The 14,625-nt window shown below is 69.7% G+C and carries 13 protein-coding genes; 4 read left to right on the top strand and 9 right to left on the bottom strand.

Features of this window, described 5'->3' with window-relative positions; all coding sequences use genetic code 11:
* Positions 1-14 precede the first annotated feature (14 nt).
* Positions 15-1,556: an MDR family MFS transporter gene (locus tag BLQ73_RS01540; protein WP_245690676.1), complete on the top strand. Its 1,542-nt coding sequence runs from the start codon at positions 15-17 to the stop codon at positions 1,554-1,556.
* A 153-nt stretch (positions 1,557-1,709) separates the two neighbouring features.
* On the opposite strand, the gene ahpD is transcribed toward BLQ73_RS01540, so the two are convergent.
* Positions 1,710-2,246 (bottom strand): alkylhydroperoxidase, AhpD family, encoded by a 537-nt coding sequence (gene ahpD / locus BLQ73_RS01535; RefSeq protein ID WP_093167409.1) that lies wholly within the window; start codon positions 2,244-2,246, stop codon positions 1,710-1,712.
* Positions 2,243-2,794, bottom strand: coding sequence for a peroxiredoxin (locus BLQ73_RS01530; RefSeq protein ID WP_093167407.1), 552 nt, complete (start codon positions 2,792-2,794; stop codon positions 2,243-2,245). The genes ahpD and BLQ73_RS01530 overlap by 4 nt, the downstream gene beginning before the upstream one ends.
* A 182-nt stretch (positions 2,795-2,976) precedes the next feature.
* Between BLQ73_RS01530 and BLQ73_RS01525 the strand changes: the two genes are divergently transcribed.
* Positions 2,977-3,915 carry a LysR substrate-binding domain-containing protein gene (locus BLQ73_RS01525; protein ID WP_093167405.1) on the top strand — a complete coding sequence of 313 codons (939 nt, stop codon included), beginning with the start codon at positions 2,977-2,979 and terminating at the stop codon, positions 3,913-3,915.
* A gap of 56 nt (positions 3,916-3,971) precedes the next feature.
* Here the strand turns inward: BLQ73_RS01525 and BLQ73_RS01520 are convergent, their stop codons facing one another.
* The 5 genes from BLQ73_RS01520 to BLQ73_RS01500 form a co-directional block, all read right to left on the bottom strand.
* The gene (locus BLQ73_RS01520; RefSeq protein ID WP_093167403.1) at positions 3,972-4,322 is read right to left on the bottom strand and encodes a hypothetical protein; all 351 of its coding nucleotides are present in this window, start codon (positions 4,320-4,322) and stop codon (positions 3,972-3,974) included.
* Between the two features lie 100 nt (positions 4,323-4,422).
* The gene (locus tag BLQ73_RS01515) at positions 4,423-5,325 is read right to left on the bottom strand and encodes a glycoside hydrolase family 16 protein (protein ID WP_093167401.1); all 903 of its coding nucleotides are present in this window, start codon (positions 5,323-5,325) and stop codon (positions 4,423-4,425) included.
* A gap of 98 nt (positions 5,326-5,423) precedes the next feature.
* A complete protein-coding gene (locus BLQ73_RS01510) occupies positions 5,424-7,400 on the bottom strand; it encodes an acyltransferase family protein (RefSeq protein WP_093167399.1) in 1,977 nt (658 codons plus the stop codon).
* Between the two features lie 97 nt (positions 7,401-7,497).
* Positions 7,498-8,937 (bottom strand): glycosyltransferase family 2 protein, encoded by a 1,440-nt coding sequence (locus tag BLQ73_RS01505; RefSeq protein WP_245690674.1) that lies wholly within the window; start codon positions 8,935-8,937, stop codon positions 7,498-7,500.
* A 538-nt stretch (positions 8,938-9,475) separates the two neighbouring features.
* Positions 9,476-9,712 carry a hypothetical protein gene (locus tag BLQ73_RS01500; RefSeq protein WP_143020072.1) on the bottom strand — a complete coding sequence of 79 codons (237 nt, stop codon included), beginning with the start codon at positions 9,710-9,712 and terminating at the stop codon, positions 9,476-9,478.
* A 169-nt stretch (positions 9,713-9,881) separates the two neighbouring features.
* Between BLQ73_RS01500 and bar the strand changes: the two genes are divergently transcribed.
* Complete coding sequence (bar, locus tag BLQ73_RS01495; RefSeq protein ID WP_093167395.1) at positions 9,882-10,988, top strand: barbiturase; 1,107 nt, start codon at positions 9,882-9,884, stop codon at positions 10,986-10,988.
* Positions 10,989-11,758: 770 nt separating this feature from the next.
* Here bar and BLQ73_RS01490 read toward each other — a convergent pair.
* Complete coding sequence (locus BLQ73_RS01490) at positions 11,759-12,136, bottom strand: hypothetical protein (protein WP_093167393.1); 378 nt, start codon at positions 12,134-12,136, stop codon at positions 11,759-11,761.
* A gap of 315 nt (positions 12,137-12,451) precedes the next feature.
* Positions 12,452-12,865 (bottom strand): hypothetical protein, encoded by a 414-nt coding sequence (locus BLQ73_RS01485; RefSeq protein WP_093167391.1) that lies wholly within the window; start codon positions 12,863-12,865, stop codon positions 12,452-12,454.
* A 696-nt stretch (positions 12,866-13,561) separates the two neighbouring features.
* On the opposite strand from BLQ73_RS01485, the gene BLQ73_RS01480 reads away from it, so the two are divergent.
* Positions 13,562-14,611, top strand: a complete 1,050-nt coding sequence (locus BLQ73_RS01480; protein ID WP_143020071.1) for an NBR1-Ig-like domain-containing protein — start codon at positions 13,562-13,564, stop codon at positions 14,609-14,611.
* Positions 14,612-14,625: the final 14 nt, after the last annotated feature.

Here is a 14,625-nt window from a genome sequence, read left to right as displayed (position 1 = left end):
ACTTGGGAGGGTCAGTGCTCGCGGGGCCGCAGGTCAAGGTGGAGACAGAGACCAGGCCGCAGTTCACCCCTAAACAGGTGCGCAGGATCCTCGCGGCGCTGATGCTCGGCATGCTGACGTCGATGGTGTCCACGTCCGTGGTGGCCACGGCGCTGCCGACGATCGTGGGGACGCTCGGCGGGCAGGAGCATCTCGCCTGGGTGGCGAGCGCGGCGCTGCTGACGATGACGGCGTCCATGCCGGTGTGGGGGAAGCTGTCCGATCTTTACGGGCGCAAGCGCATGTTCCAGGTGGCCATTCTGCTGTTCACGACGGCGTCGCTGGCTGCCGGGTTCGCGCAGGACATGGGGCAGCTTGTGGTGGCCCGTGCCGTACAGGGCATCGGGGTGGGCGGGCTGCAGGTGCTGCCGCAGGTGGTGCTCGGGGATGTGGTGGAGCCGCGTGAGCGGGGGCGCTACAGCGGTTACATCGGCGCGGTGTTCGGGGTGTCGACGGTGGCGGGGCCGCTGATCGGCGGGTTCGTTGTGGACCACCTGTCGTGGCACTGGTGCTTCTGGGTGAGCGTGCCGCTGGCTCTGGTGGCGTTCGGCGTCATCCAGTACGTGCTGCGCCTCCCCCCGGCCCGGCGCCAGGCCAAGATCGACTGGTGGGGCGCGGCGTTCATCACGGGCGCCGCCACGTCGGTGATGATGCTGCTGTCGCTCGGCGGGTCGGCCTTTCCGTGGCACTCCTGGTGGACGTACGGCCTGGCCGCGCTGACGGTGGCCATGCTGGTGGGCGCGGTGCTGGTGGAGCGGCGGGCGTCGGAGCCGATCCTGCCGCCCCGGCTGTTCAGGAACCGCACGTTCGTGCTCGCGAGCGCGGCGTCGCTCCTGGTGGGGATGGCGCTGTTCGGCTCGCTGATGTTCCTGCCGCAGTTCCTGCAGATCGTCCACGGGATGAGCCCGACCCAGTCGGGCTTGATGACGCTGCCGCTGGTGGGCGGCATGTTCGGGGCGTCGCTGACGACGGGCCGGCTGGTGACGCGCACCGGCAGGTGGAAGGTCTTTCCGCTGTTCGGCATGCTGACGGTGGCGATCGGGCTGTTCCTGCTGTCGACGATGCAGGTGCATACGCCGCTCGTGGTGGTCGGCGGCTGCATGGCGGTGCTGGGCGTGGGGCTCGGGGCGTCGATGCAGACGCTCGTCCTCGCCGCGCAGAACGCGGCGCGGCGGGAGGACATGGCGGTGTCGACCACGGGCGTCGCGTTCTTCCGGGCGCTCGGCGGGTCGATCGGGGTGGCGGCCTTCGGCGCCATCTTGTCGAGCCGGCTGGCCGTCGAACTGGCCTCGCTGTCGAAGGCGGCGCATCTGCCGCTGGGGGAGGGGGAGGGGATCTCCCTGGGGTCCCCCGAGGCCATCCGGCTGCTTCCTCCGCCTGTCATCGAGGTGGTTCTGGAGTCCTTCACGCGTGCGGTGCACACGGCGTTCCTGGTGGGGGTGCCGGTGGTCGTGCTGGGGGCCTTCGCCGTCATGGCGTTGAAGGAACTGCCGCTCCGCTCCGCGAAGGCCAAGTGAGGTCTGGCGGTGCCTGGCGCTGAATCCGGGGCCTGAACCACCTGAGGGGGCGCCGCGTCATGCGGCGCCCCCTCGTGGTCGGTCTCCGGTCTCCGGTCTCCGGTCTCCCGTCTCCGGTCTCCCGTCTCGCGGCCGGCGTCGGTGTGCGTCGCGTCAGACGGACGCCAGGGCGGCCTCAGCCTCAAGGATGGCGGCCACGGCGTTGACCACGGAGGCGATCCGGAGCGCCTCCTGGATCTGCTCGCGCGGCATGCCGGACGCGCGCAGGACGCGCTCGTGGGACTCCAGGCAGCGTCCGCACCCGTTGATGGCGGACACGGCCAGGCACCACAGCTCGAAGTCGACCTTGTCGACGCCGGGGGCGCCGATGACCGTCATGCGGAGCCTCGCCGGCAGGGTGGCGTAGGTCTCGTCCCCGATGAGGTGGGTCGCCCGGTAGTAGACGTTGTTCATCGCCATGATGGCCGCGGCGGCCTTGGCGGCGGTGAACGCGTCGGGTGAGAGGTGGCCCTGCGCCTCGGCGGACAGCTCGGCGATGACCCGCGGGGACTTGGTGGCGAGCGCGCAGGCCGTCACCGTGCCCCAGAGCTGCTGGTCGGTGAGCGGCGACGTCGTCGTGACCGAGCCCAGATTGAGCTTGATGTCCTTGGCGTAGGCCGGGAGGGCCGCCTTGAGGGCGTCGACGCTCACTGGGCCATCAGCGCCTTGGCGTCCAGGCCGGATTCGCCCTTGTTCCAGTTGCAGGGGCACAGCTCGTCGGACTGGAGGGCGTCGAGGACACGCAGGACCTCCTTGACGTTGCGGCCGACGGACCCGGCGGTGACCATCGAGAACTGGATGTCGTTGTTGGGGTCGACGATGAAGGTGGCGCGCTGGGCGACGCCGTCCTCGCCGAGGATGCCGAGGGCCTCCGACAGCTCCCGCTTGATGTCCGAGAGCATCGGGAAGGGCAGGTCGCGCAGGTCGGGGTGGTCATTGCGCCAGGCGTGGTGCACGAACTCGGAGTCGATGGAGAAGCCAAGCACCTGCGCGTCGCGGTCGGCGAACTCGTCGTTGAGCCGGCCGAACTCGGCGATCTCGGTGGGACAGACGAAAGTGAAGTCCTTGGGCCATGCGAACACCACACGCCACTTGCCCTCGTGGGTCTTGTGGTCGATGGTCGCGAACGCCTTGTCGGGGTCGAGCGAGACACAGGCGGTGAGCTCGTAAGCAGGGAAACGGTCACCAACGGTGAGCATGGATCTCCTCACTGGACGTCGTTGTCGGGCCCCTAGACTGCCTGAGCTGGTATCGATTCGAGAAATCGAGTAGTCGAACGAATCTGAGAGGTGATCCTTATCAGTGACTCTCCGTAAACACCGCAGATCTATGGTGAGTCAAGGGGCCTTAAAGTGGTCGGAGTCGAGGGAAAGGGTCGATCATGCTCGGTGATCCGACCCCCACGCTGTCCCAGCTTCGAGCGTTTCTCGCGGTGGCCGAGCATCTTCACTTCCGGGAGGCCGCCGTGACGCTGCGTATGAGTCAACCGGCGTTGTCGAGCGCGGTGTCCGCTCTTGAGGAGACCCTCGGCACGCGGCTGCTCGAACGCACGACGCGGAAGGTGCTGCTGACACCGGAGGGCGAGCGGGTGGCGGCGCACGCCGCGCGGGTGCTGTCGACGCTGGACGACCTGATGTACGAGGTCGCGCACTCGCGCCAGCCGTTCACCGGCACCGCGCAACTCGGGGTTATCCCGACCGTCGCCCCCTATCTGCTGCCCGCGCTCCTGCCGATGTTCGCCCGGCGCTTCCCCCGGTTGAAGATGATCATTCGCGAGGCCAAGACGGAGTCGATCCTGGAGGAGGTGCGGGAGGGGCGGCTCGACATGGTGATGCTGGCACTGCCGGTCGAGACGGCGGGGCTGGTGGAGGATCCGCTGTACGCCGAGGAGTTCCTGCTCGCGCTGCCGGGTGACCACCCGCTGGCGGAGGGCACGGGCACGCTGTCGCGCGAGGTGTTGAAGGATCTCGACATCGTGCTGCTCAACCAGGGCCACTGCCTGCGCGAGCAGGCCGTCGACGTGTGCCGGGAGGTGGGGGCGAAGGTCACGGCGGCGACGTACGCCACAAGCCTGCCGACCCTGGTGCAGCTCGTGGCCGGGGGCCTCGGCGTGACGCTCGTGCCCGAGTCGGCGGTGCCCGTGGAGACGGGCAGGCGGGTACGGCTCGGCCTGCGCCGTTTCACCGCTCCCGCGCCGAGGCGGACCATCGGCCTGGCCTACCGTGCGACGTCGGCGCGGGCGGCGGAATACGCGCAGCTCGCCGCCGCCGTGCGGGGCGCGGTCCGCTCGCGGCGGCTGCCCGTCACCGTCCTGTCGTGACCGGTGTGTACGGCACGGGCCCGCGCGGGCCCGTGCCGTACACACTAAAAGGAGCGTCAGCCGCGTCTGTGGAGCGCCCGGGACAGGGCGTAGGCGATGTTCACGAAGCCGACGATCCCGAACGCCGCGAGGACACCGATGTGGCCGGCCTGGGACCCGGCGACGGCCACCAGCGGGGCGGTTAGGACGAGGGAGACGATGCCCAGCGTCATCTGCGCCCAGTCGGGTTGGGGCCGGCGTGACTGCTGCGCGGCGAGTTTGGCGTCGATGACCGCGTTGACGCGGTCGACGAGGCCCTCGGCGATCTCCTGCTCGTAGGAGGGGCCGAGGGCCCTGTTCGCGGCGAACGCCGCCTGCACGTGTTCGGGTTCGAGTCCCTCACGAGGCACGTTTCTCTCGGGATACACGCCCTTGATTCTGCCTCTGGGCCATACCTTATGCGCACCAGTCGAAAGGAGGATTTTCCCCTCCTCCGTGAGGCCCAGGCGGCATGGCCGCCCGGGCGTGTCACGGCCGCTGCTCCGACACGGCGACGTAGTCGACCAGCATGGGCCGGCCGGGGACGGTGGCCGGGTTCGGGCCTCCGCCGTACGCGGCGGGGTAGCCGCCTCCGATCGCCACGTTGAGGATGAGGAAGAACCCGTGGTCGACGGCGTTCCGCCAGGTCTCCGGGTCGACCTGGGCGGAGGTGACGGTGAAGAAGTGCGTGCCGTCGAGGTACCAGCGCACCTGGTCGGCGGAGACCTCGACGGCGTAGGTATGGAATGTCCCATGGCACGTGGCGCACGGCTGAGGGGGCGAGTTCAGCCCCTTGGGCTCGGCGCACGGGCCGCCGGGGGACACGCCGCAATGCATGGCGCCGAAGATCTGCGGCAGCCCGTTCACCGCCTCCATCACGTCGATCTCGCCGACGCCGGGCCATCCGGTGTAGCCGTCGCGGAGCCGTTCGCCGAGCATCCAGAACGCCGGCCAGTAACCTGCGCCGTCGCCGGGGGTGACGTACGGCAGGGCGATGCGCGCCTCGACCCGCATCGTGCCTCCCGGCGGATACCGGAAGTCGGCTCTGCGGGTCTCGATGCGGCCCGAGGTCCACGTGCCGTTCCGCAGCAGCGGCGTGATGGCGAGGTGGCCTTTGCCGTCGAGCGACACGTTCTCCACCGAGTCCGTCATCGTCTCGATCTCGCCGGTGCCCCACTGCGGGGCGGGGCAGCCGGGGTAGCAGGTGCCGATGTCGTGCAGCCACCGGTCGGCCGACACCGGGGTGTCGGCCCCGCCGCCGAAGTCGTCCCGGAACACCTCGCGGAACCCCCCGGGCTCCTGCCGGCCGGGGCCGGGCTCCGAGCACCCGGCCAGCAGGAGGATCAGGGCCGTGAGGGCGGCGAGCGCCCTGACGGCGGGTGCGTTCCTCATAGGACCGCCCTCATAGGACCGCCCTCATAGGACCGCCCTCATAGGACCGCGTCTCATAGGACCGCGTCTCATAGGACCGCGTCTCATAGGACCGCGTCTCATAGGACCGCGGGGATCAGGTCGAGTTCTTCGAGGTCGCGCTCGATCCGGGACGCGAGCCGTACAGCCAGGGTGTTGGTGATGTGGGCGTTGTCGCGGTACAGCACGACGCCGTTCAGCGCCGCCGGGCACGCCGGCCCGGTGCCGGGGCACAGCAGGTCGGTGACGTCCACGGTGGACATCCCCGGCCACCGCTTGTCGTCGATCCCCTCGGCCAGCGGGTCGGGCGGGAGGCCCACGCGGCGGGGAAACGCGCACTGGGCGAGGGGCTTGGCGGACAGGCACTCGGGGATGTCGAGGCCGGGGACCGGCGTGCCGCGCAGGTAGGCCAGCGGCGGACCGAGCGCCCGCAGCCGGGCCAGTGTGCTGTCCCAGCCGGTGGCGAGCGCGTTGCGGTCCGAGGTGTAGGTGTTGAGCGAGGCCATGAGGATCAGGCGCGGCACGGGACCCTTGGCGAGCCGGTCGAAGGCGTAATCCCGCCAGGTGTTGCATTCGCGGTATTCGCGCCCGAGGCGCGGGTCGGTCACGGTGAGCGTGGCCAGCGGGCAGCCCGGCTTGGTGAGCACCTCAAGGGCCCAGCCCCGGCGCACCGCGATGTGCTCGGCCATCGCGAACCACTGCCCGGCGTGCGAGTCGCCGATCAGCACGATCCTGTCCTTGCTCGCCGGGTTCCCGAAGAGGCACGGCGGGCTCGTGACCGCCGTGAGCTCGATCTCGCAGCCCCGCGACAGAGGGTAGTCCGCCTGCGCCGCGCCCGGGTCGAGCGTCGCCGACTGCCGTGCGACCGCGGCCTGCGCGGGGGAGGCGGCGCTCTGCACCGCGCCGCCGCTGAGCAGCAGCGCCGCGGCCACGGGGAGCGTCATCGCCGCGCTGCCGACGGCCAGTCCCCGGCGCGGTAGTTCGGCCACGACACGCGAGAAGCGGACCGGGTTCTCCACCAGTGCGTAGGTGAGGTAGGCGGGCAGGGCCGACAGCGCCATGAGGGCGACGCGCCACGGCCACGCGAGGGGGCCGGTCGCCGCCTCGGCGATCACCAGGACGGGCCAGTGCCAGAGGTACCAGGAGAACGACAGCCGTCCGATCGCTCTCGGCACCCGGGTCGACAGGAGCGTGGAGACGGGGGAGCGGAACAGGATCAGCGCCGCCGTACCGAGCGTCGGCACCAGCGCCGCGAGCCCGGGGTAGCGCGTGGAGGAGTCGAACGCCGCCACCGACCAGACCACCGCGGACGCGCCGGCCAGGCCGAGGGCCGCGCCGGCGAGGCGTACGGCCGGCGCCGTACGGCTTTCGCGGCGCCCGGTGTCGTGTCTGGTGTAGCGCGCGCTGTAGTGCAGCGCCACGGCCGCGAGCGCGCCGACGCCGAACTGCCAGGCGCGGGTGGGGGAGGCGAGGTACGCCAGAGGCCCGTTGATCTCGGTCCACACGGTCGACAGGGCGAACGAGCCGCCGGTCATGGCGACGGTCGCCGCCGCGATCGCCGGCACCGCGAAGCGGCGCGCGGCCAGCGCGACGACCAGCAGCAGCGGCGCCCACAGCAGGTAGAACTGCTCCTCCACCGCGAGCGACCAGTAGTGCTGCAGCGGGCTCGGGGCCGATTCGGCGGCCAGGTAGTCGGTCTGGGCCGCGACGAACCGCCAGTTCGCGAGGTAGAGCGCGGCGGCGATGACATCTCCCGCCACCTCCGGCGCCCGCAGCGGCGGCAGCACCAGCCAGGCCGCGAAGGCCGTCGCGATCAGCACGATGCCCGCCGCGGGCAGCAGCCGCCTGGCGCGCCGCGCGTAGAAGTCGACGAGGGAGAACCGTCCGCGCTCCGCCACGTCGCGCAGCAGCAGCCCGGTGATCAGGAACCCTGAGATGACGAAGAACACGTCGACGCCGACGAAGCCGCCGGTCAGGCCGGGGACGGTCGCGTGGAACGCCAGAACGGCGAGTACGGCGACGGCCCGCAGCCCCTCGATGTCGGGTCTGAACCTCATGGGATGAGAGGGGGGAGTACGGCCCAGCCGGAGGCGACCAGGGCGCCGAGTAGGAGCAGTGCGGTGATGGCCAGGGCTTCGGGCCACGTCATGCGGTTCAACGGAGCGTTCTCCAGAGGTCTCGGATAAGGGGGAGGGCGATGTAGGAGGTGGCCGCCGCGAACGCGGCCATGGCCCAGTACTCGCCCCACCCGTACACGGGGGCCTGGACGGCGATGCCGATCCAGGTGGCGGCGGTGGTGGCGGTCAACCAGACGAACGCGAGCCACCCGACCTGCGACACGAGCCGGGAGCGCCCGGCGCCGGCGCCGCTCGGCACCCAGGCCGCGGCCTGGTCGCGCAGCGCGTGCCAGATGGCGATCAGGTGGCAGTAGGCGTAGAGCGTCTGCACGCGGATCACCTCGAAGCGCCACCTGCTCACCGACACCGCGGGGAACAGGACGAGGGCGATCCACAGCGGGCCCAGGAACGGGATCATGTGCCAGGCGCGTACCTCGTCCGGGTGGAAGAAGAGCATGATCAGACCGGGGAGCGGCACCGCCAGGATGTTCAGCGCGGAGACGAAGTAGCTCAGGAAGCCGCACCAGTAGGACACCCGGACCCGCCATTCCATCGGTGTCGTGTGGAAGTCGCGGCTGAACAGCAGGCTGAGGCACCCCATCGCCCACCGGTACTGCTGCGCGATATAGGCGGCCATGTTGTCGGGGGACAGCCCCTTGGCCAGCAGCACGGGCACGTATTTCGTGCGCAGGCCGTGCTTCATCAATTCGACGCTGGTGTAGATGTCCTCGCTGTGGTCGATGCGGGGGAAGCCTCCGATCGCCTCCAGCGTGGAACGCCGGTAGAGCACGTTGGTGCCGACGCAGATCGCGCCGCCGTCGGCGTCGCGGGAGGGTTGGAGCCAGCGGTAGAAGAGCTCCTGGCTGGCCGCCGCCGTACGCTCCAGCCAGTTCATCGACGCGTCGGTGTCGAAATACTGGGGCGACTGCGCGATGGCTGTTGTCGGGTCCTCCAAATAGGGGGCGAGGTGGGTGAGGAAATCCGGCCTCGGGCAGAAGTCGGCGTCGAACACCGCGATCAGCTCACCGTCGCTGATCGAGAGGCCGTGATTGAGGTTTCCGGCTTTCTTCAGGTGCCCCCGGTCGGGGCGTGCGCTGTAGTGGAAGCCGAATTCCCCGGCGAGGGCCTCAACGTCCTCACGGCCCGCGTCGTCGAGGACCCAGACGGTGACGGGACCGTTCCACGCCAATCCTCCGACGTAATGGAACGTATTTCGGAGAATGGCCATCGGCTCCCCGCGCGTGGGGAGGAAGACGTCCACGCTGGGCGCGCGCTTGGGGCGCCACGCGCGGACCAGGAGCTGGTGGGACTCCCAGCTCGTGCGGCGTTGGCGCTGGCCGTCGACGAGCGACAGCACCCAGCCGGTCAGGTTGAGGGCGAGTGCGGCGAGGAAGGGCCACAGGGCGGGGCTGCGGGTGGAGAAAAGATAGAGGGTCCCCGCGGTGAGAATCAGCGATATGGGTACGGTGAGCAGCACCCAGCGGCGTTGCGGACCGAAATAAAGAGCTATTTCTGTGTCGTCCGGTGGTGCCGGAAGACGTGAGACCGTCTCGTCCGGGGAGGCGGTCGTTGGCTTCGTTGCCAATGCGGGCATGCCGAAGTCCCCGATTCTGTCAGCTTGCACGACCTTTTCGAAAACAAACTTATCAATGGGTGATCTGGGGCTTCGAGTCGAGAACCGATGGGTAGCGAAATAATCAACTAACTGTGCGTAACGCTTGAATGGGAAATATCCCGCCCGGGGGCCCAATAATGCGAAATGTCGGATTCGTGGGATGTTCCGATGTGTGCAAGCTCACAGCCTCGCTCTCGTGGAACATGCCGAAGAAACCGGCTTTCTTGGGCAAAGAGTGATCATGAGTCCCCGCATAGCGGACCGTTAGCGTCGCGCTGAGGTGAGAAACGCGGCAGGAAACCAGGAAACACGGCAGGAAACGCGGCAGGAAACACGGCGCAGGGCGCGACGGCCACTCCTGTCCGAACGAGCTGGAGCGGAGATGGCTGTGAGCGAATCCTCAGGCATCGCCGCAGGCCGGAGCGGTGGCCCGAGGCTCGGACGGGACGCTGCGCGGGGTCGGGGCCGTGGTGGACAGGGATCTCGCCGCGGCGATGCCGGCCTCCGCCGTACGGTGCACGGTGCTGCTGATCGCCACCGACGTGCCCCACGCGTTCGCCGGGTACGGCATGGACGCGGCGCGGCCCATCGGCGAGATCGGCGCGGCGGACTGCGTGTCCTTTCCGAGGAGGGGCACTTCGCCGACGGCAGCATGGGACCCGAGGTCGACGCGGCGCTGCGTTTCGCGGCCGTTCCCGGTCGGCGCGCGATCATCACGACGCTGGACATGATCGGCGAGGCGCTAACCGGAAATTTTGGCACCCGAGTTGCGATATGACGTTAAAGCATGGTGAAAGGTGAAAAACATGCCGGATCCGATTGAAGTGCGCAAGGTGGCCATCGAGAGCGTGACCGACGCCTCCGGGCTCGCGAAACTCATCGACGCCGGAATCATCGAGGCCGACCGGGTGCTCGCGGTGATCGGCAAGACCGAGGGCAACGGCGGGGTCAACGACTACACCCGCATTCTCGCCGACCGGGCCTTCCGCGAAGTGCTCATCGCCAAGGGCACCCGCACCCCCGACGAGGTCGCCCAGGTGCCCCTGGTGTGGTCCGGCGGCACCGACGGCGTGCTCAGCCCGCACGCCACCGTCTTCGCCACCGTGGACCCCTCCCGCGCCCCGGCGAGCGACGAGCCGCGGGTCTCCGTCGGCGTCGCGATGAGCGACGTCATCCTGCCCGAGGACATCGGCCGGCCCGCCATGGTGGAAAAGGTCGCCGCCGGAGTGCTGGAGGCCATGAAGGCCGCCGGCATCGAGGACCCGGCCGACGTCCACTACGTCCAGACCAAGACGCCGCTGCTCACCCTCGCCACCATCAACGACGCGAAGAGCCGCGGACAGGACGTCGTCACCGAGGACACCGGGCCGTCGATGGACATCTCCAACTCCACCACCGCCCTCGGCATCGCCGTGGCCCTCGGTGAGATCGAGATGCCCACCGCCGAGCAGATCCACCGCGACCTGAGCCTCTACTCCAGCGTCGCCTCCTGCTCCAGCGGTGTCGAGCTCGACCGCGCCCAGATCGTCGTCGTGGGCAACGTGCGCGGCATCGGCGGGCGCTACCGCATCGGGCACAGCGTGATGAAGGACGCGCTCGACGCCGACGGCATCTGGGAGGCGATCCGCGGAAGCGGCATCGACCTGCCAGAGCGCCCCCACACCAGCGACCTGGGCGGCCGGCTCGTCAACGTCTTCATGAAGTGCGAGGCCGACCCCTCCGGGAGCGTACGCGGGCGCCGCAACATCATGCTCGACGACTCCGACGTGCACTGGCACCGCCAGATCAAGGCGACCGTCGGCGGCGTCGCCGCCTCCGTCACCGGAGACCCCGCCGTTTTCGTCTCCGTCGCCGCCGTCCACCAGGGCCCCTCTGGCGGCGGCCCCGTCATCGCCATCGCGGACCTCGGCTAAGCGGTCAGGCCGGAGTGTTCAGTCAGGGGCGTTCAGGCCGGGGCGTTCAGGCCGGAGGTTCCGGCCGGAGTGTTCAGGCTGGGGCGTTCCGCTCCCCGTATGCGGAACGCCCCGGCCGCGGCACGCGGATCCACCCCCGTGAACCTCGCGCCGTCGAGGGCCGCCGAAGGCCGGCGATTCCCCGCCTGGTCTCGCTCCCTTCTTATGCGGCCCACGCTCATGACGAGGTTCCGGGCTTCCCCGGCCCACGTCCGCGCACGCTCCGGCCCGCCCCTGTCGTCGGCCGAAACGTCCCGACCGTACAGTCGGCGCCCAGTGCGGCGTGGCGTCCGAAACCATGTCGGCGCACGCCGGACACGCGTGCGCGCGGCGTGATCCGGAACCTCGTCGTCCTCACCCGGTGGCGTTCGTCCCTGGACGCCCGCCCCGGCTCGCCGGTGACTCCCGGTGAGGTACGGCTCGACTATGCCGAGCCGCCCGGCCGTCTGGCAAGGCGAGCCCCCGCCCCGTACGGCCAAACATTGTCCAAACCCATTTGGATAATTAAATCCGCAGGTGAGCGGATTTGTACGGCAAGAGCAGACTGAGGGTGATCCGCCCTAGGGGCACGGCCGTGAGCCCTGGAGGCCGCATCCCGCTCCGTCGTGGAGACCGCGGCCCGCTCCGTCGCGAAGACGACGGTGCGTGAGCCGCTGACGCCCGCAGCCGTGGCGCTCCCCGGCCTTCGAGGTGACCGCCTCGCGTGGCCGCCGGGAGAGTGCGGGAACACGTCAGCATCCCCGGGTGAGCTTGGTCAGGCTGTAGCCGGCGATCTTCAGCACACCCCTCCGTTCGGCGGCGAAGCCGTAGCAGGGCACCTTGACCCGGCCGTTGCGCGCCTTCAGGCGGAGCGTCGCCTTCACGGTGTGCGTACAGGGATTGCGGTAGGCGATGCCGACCGTGGTGCGGGCAGGAGGCCCCCACGAGAACGTGGCCTTCTCACCCCGCGGAGTGGTGCAGGGAATGGTGGCGGAGCGCTTGGCCTCCGCGGACACGCCTGCGGGGGCGATGCCGGTGGGGACGCTCACCGTCGCGGCGGACGACCCGGCCACGGTGATGAGCGCGATTCCCACGACGGTGACGGTGGTAGCGAGGCGATGGAGGCGCATTGGTCACTCCTCCCCTACCGTATGCCCTGGACCGCGGCCGAGGCGGTGGGCGCGGGCAGCAGGGCGAGCGGCCGGCCCCGCCGTGGCGGTCGAGACGCCGAGCGTGATCGAACGCATGGTGATCTCCATTCCCGAACGGGTTTCCGGGGTGAGGCGGTGCTCGGCACGAGGGGGGTGGACGTGAGTCCTCCCGGCCGCCGCCGTGAAAAGGAGCAGGTGAAGAGGAGCAGGTGAAGAGGAGCAGGCCTTCCGGGAAGCAGAAAGGCTTCCCGGAAGGCCGGCGTCAGGGCGCCGCGGTCAACGCCGCCGCGGGGTTCAGCAGCCCTTGGTGATCTTCACGAGCTGGTAGCGGGTCATCGAGAACTTCTTCTTGCCGTTGGTGCCGCCGTTGGTGTTGAGGCACTTCGTGGCGTTCTCGCGGCCGCTCTGGGACTTGAAGTGGAGCTTGGCCTTCACCTTGTGGGAGCAGTGGTTGTTGAAGTAGACCGTGGTCGAGTTCCAGCTTCCCGTGCCCCACGAGTAGTTGGTCTTCTTGCCCCGCGGCGAGGTGCACTTGATGCTCGCCCGCTTGACGGCCTGGGCGTCCACGGCACTCGTGGCCGCGCCGGCGGCCGAGACCGCCTGCGGCGCGGTCGTACCGCCCTGAGCCGTCGCCGAGGCGGGCGCGGACAGCATCGTGAGGGCGATTCCCACGGAGGCCGCCGCGCCGGCGAGTGTTGCGATACGCATGTCTCTCTCCAATTGCCAGTCGAAATACTGTCTGAGAAAAGTGAGCACCGGGGCGGGCCTTAGCCCTTTGACGCTGCGGATCGACCCCCGTTCTTCCGCGGTCCCCGATCGTGGCTCGGATTTCCCGGGCGGTTTTCGCCGGGTGGGGGAGTTGCTTGCGGCAACGACTATGGAAGATTCCGGCCGCCGGTCGCAACTTGAAACCGGGCGTTGCGCGTCCAGGCATTGTCCACGGCTGGGCTGGACAATCGATGTCCCAGGTCGGACGGGGTTCAGGTGGCATTGTCCAAATGTGTCCCTCCGGGCCTTCCGGCTGACGCGATCGGGAGCGGACGACCCGTTTTCCCATTGCCTCGACAAGGGGTTTTTCGCAGGGATGAGCCCCGCTGAAAAGGTGCGGGAAAAGGCCACGCGAATTCATCGGGCCGGAGTCGGATATCGGACCGGAGGTGATGTGGGGGGCATGGATGCTCTCTTCGGAGTTCGTCTGCGCGGGCGGATGGCGGTCCGCAGGCGCCCCGGTTCGCGCCGGCTGTTCCGCGCCGGCCGTTCCGCGCCGATCCCGAGGCCGCGCAAAGCCCTTCAACTGGCGAATTCCGGTAGCCTTCCGGGTCCAAAGGCGGGTTCAGCGGGAGAGAAACAGGGCCGAGGGACGCACGCGGGGTCGCTCGGCGAGTTGACCAAAGCAGGTGAACGATGGCCGAAGCACAGGACTCACCGGATGCGCAGCGCTCACAGGACGCGCAGGGCCTACAGGACGCGCAGGGCCTACGGAGCGCGGAGTCGAGGACGACCCGGGGGCGCAAGCCCGTCCGTCCCGATCCGGAGTCCGGGCCGGTGGCCCTGCTGGCTCACCGGCTGTGGGAGCTGAAGGACGAGGCGGGCGCGCCGTCCTTCGCCGAGATGTCCTCCCGGCTGGGGGCGGCGGCCTCGAAGTCGTCCCTCGCCGCAGCCGCGCGCGGGCAGGTGCTTCCGAGCTGGGAGACGACCTGGGAGTTCGTCAGGGTCCTCGCCGTCGACCGGCTGGGGGGCGACTCCGACGAGGTGCGACGGGAATGGCGGGCCCACTGGGAGCGGGCCGGGCAGGGCGACGCCGCCCCGGAGCCTGCGCCGGTCCCCGCCGCCGGGGTCGGCGCCGAGCCTGGACCGCACAGCGCTGAGGCTCCTGAGCGCCCTCAGGGGGAGGCCCGGCCCGACGGTCATGTGGGTGTCCACGACCCCCCGGCGGATGCCGTGGAGCACTGGCCGGCCGATGAGCCGATGGCGCGGCGAAAGGTGTCCCGGATCAGCAGGCCCGTGCTGTACACCGTGCTGTCGGCGGTGTCGGTCGTGGCCATCGCCGGGTTGGGTTTCCTCTTTCCGCGCCTGTCCGTCGCCCTGGGAGACCGGCCCCTGGAGGCGATGGCCGAGGGCGACAACTCCCTGTTCGAATGGGACGTCACCTATCCCGACGGCACCGTGGTGGATCGCGGCGCCACCTTTGAGAAGATCTGGCGGATCCGCAACACCGGCACCGTGCCTTGGCAGGGGCGCTACCTCTCGCGCGTCAACGAGACCGCCTGCACGGCCCCGGAGCGGGTGCCGATCGAGCCGACCCTCCCCGGCGAGGCGGTCAACATCTCGGCCCCCATCACGGCGGCGAAGGAGCCGGGACGCTGCAAGATCGATTGGAAGATGCTGAACGAGCACGGCGATCTCGCCTTCCCCGGGAAGAAGGCCGTCTTCGTCGACGTCACCGTCAGGTGAACCGCCCTCGTCCG

The sequence above is a fragment of the Sinosporangium album genome, assembly GCF_900100605.1.
Classification (GTDB): domain Bacteria; phylum Actinomycetota; class Actinomycetes; order Streptosporangiales; family Streptosporangiaceae; genus Sinosporangium; species Sinosporangium album.
The sequence above is the reverse complement of the archived record's forward strand: the minus strand, read 5'-3'. Positions and strand labels throughout refer to the sequence as shown.

Coding starts and splice junctions, on each gene's coding strand:
- BLQ73_RS01530 (WP_093167407.1), bottom strand. CDS start 2,794: ATGCTCACCGTTGGTGACCGTTTCCCTGCTTACGAGCTCACCGCCTGT.
- BLQ73_RS01525 (WP_093167405.1), top strand. CDS start 2,977: ATGCTCGGTGATCCGACCCCCACGCTGTCCCAGCTTCGAGCGTTTCTC.
- BLQ73_RS01515 (WP_093167401.1), bottom strand. CDS start 5,325: ATGAGGAACGCACCCGCCGTCAGGGCGCTCGCCGCCCTCACGGCCCTG.
- BLQ73_RS01510 (WP_093167399.1), bottom strand. CDS start 7,400: ATGAGGTTCAGACCCGACATCGAGGGGCTGCGGGCCGTCGCCGTACTC.
- bar (WP_093167395.1), top strand. CDS start 9,882: ATGCCGGATCCGATTGAAGTGCGCAAGGTGGCCATCGAGAGCGTGACC.
- BLQ73_RS01490 (WP_093167393.1), bottom strand. CDS start 12,136: ATGCGCCTCCATCGCCTCGCTACCACCGTCACCGTCGTGGGAATCGCG.
- BLQ73_RS01485 (WP_093167391.1), bottom strand. CDS start 12,865: ATGCGTATCGCAACACTCGCCGGCGCGGCGGCCTCCGTGGGAATCGCC.
- BLQ73_RS01480 (WP_143020071.1), top strand. CDS start 13,562: ATGGCCGAAGCACAGGACTCACCGGATGCGCAGCGCTCACAGGACGCG.